We start from the raw sequence: 261 nt of genomic DNA, 5'->3' as shown, positions 1-261 counted from the left end.
GTGGAAGCCCCGCAAGGGGTGGAGCTGACCGGTACTAATAGGCCGAGGGCTTGTCCTCAGTTGCTCGCGTCCACTGTGTTAGTTCTGAAGCAACGAACAGTTGCTGGTTTCTAGAGCTAGAACACAACTACAGAGTGTGCTTGTTCGCTCGAAACCAATAGGGTTTCGGTGGTCATAGCGTTAGGGAAACGCCCGGTTACATTCCGAACCCGGAAGCTAAGCCTTTCAGCGCCGATGGTACTGCAGGGGGGACCCTGTGGG

The 261-nt window shown here is 55.6% G+C and carries 1 rRNA gene; it reads left to right on the top strand.

Annotated features, from left to right (window positions below):
• Positions 1-164 precede the first annotated feature (164 nt).
• Positions 165-261: ribosomal RNA gene (rrf, locus tag ADL08_RS14660) — 5S ribosomal RNA — on the top strand; the annotation flags it as partial.

It is taken from the genome of Streptomyces sp. NRRL F-6492 (assembly GCF_001280125.1).
Taxonomy (GTDB): domain Bacteria; phylum Actinomycetota; class Actinomycetes; order Streptomycetales; family Streptomycetaceae; genus Streptomyces.
The sequence above is the reverse complement of the archived record's forward strand: the minus strand, read 5'-3'. Positions and strand labels throughout refer to the sequence as shown.